At 60.6% G+C, this 1,011-nt stretch carries 1 protein-coding gene; it reads left to right on the top strand.

Annotated features, from left to right (window positions below):
- Positions 1-1,011 (top strand): RNA-guided endonuclease TnpB family protein (locus D3D02_RS18035; RefSeq protein ID WP_147435695.1); only part of this gene is annotated, 1,011 nt, incomplete at both ends.

Genomic DNA, 1,011 nt, shown 5'->3' with positions numbered 1-1,011 from the left:
CGTGAAGACACCGAACTGACAGCGAACCTCGTCCAGAAGGGGATTCGCCAAGCCGTCGAAGCCACCAAAAGCGGCGTCGAACGCCTCAAGAATGGCCAACACACGTCCCGGCCGACGTTCACGGCCGATACCGCCATCTACGACAAGCGAAGCGCCACGTTCCACCGTGACCACGTGTCACTGTCGACCGTCAACGGACGAGTCGAGTGCGACTACATCCTTCCTGACGATGCCGAGACACCGCCGACAAAGTACGTCGCCGACGAGGACTACGCGTTTCGGCGGGCGACACTCCATCGACGTGACGGCGAGTGGTATCTTCACGCGTCGATGCTCAAAGAAGACGATGACGACACCGAGCCCACCGGGCACAGAACAGTCCTCGGTGTGGATCTCGGTGTAACCCAACTCGCGGTCGCTTCCACCGGGCGGTTCTGGTCGGCAGCCGAGTTCACCCACTGGAAACGCGAGTACGAAATACGGCGTGGCGACCTCCAACAGTGTGGGACGCGGGCCGCACACGAGGCGATCGCAGGTGTCAAACGGAAAGAAGCAGGGCGCTTCGAGATGTACCTACACCGCGTCGCCAACGAGCTCGTAGCCGAAGCGGTCGAACACGACTGTTCGCATATCGTATTCGAGGACCTCACAGACATTCGTGAGAACGTGCCAGAGGCGTCGTGGCACCATCTGTGGGCGTTCCGCCGTCTCTACGAATACGTCGCATACAAGGCCACAGAGCAGGGTGTCGAAGCCGTCCAGGTAGACCCACGAAACACGTCGAAACGGTGTTCGACGTGTGGATTTACCCACGAGGACAATCGCGACGGCGAGGACTTCGAGTGCCTGAAGTGTGGCTACCAGAACCACGCCGATTACAACGCGGCAAAGAACATTGGACTGCAGTATCTCCGTCGCCGGCAAAACGCAGACGACGGAGGCGCACCCGTAGACGTGCGCCTGAATCGCGGGACGCTGAACGTGAGCGGGGAGTACAACCCTCCCGCCTCT

The organism is Halobellus sp. Atlit-38R, assembly GCF_003665925.1.
Classification (GTDB): Archaea; Halobacteriota; Halobacteria; order Halobacteriales; family Haloferacaceae; genus Haloquadratum; species Haloquadratum inordinatus.
Note: the sequence above shows the minus strand (reverse complement) of the source record. Positions and strands in the feature narration are given on the sequence as shown.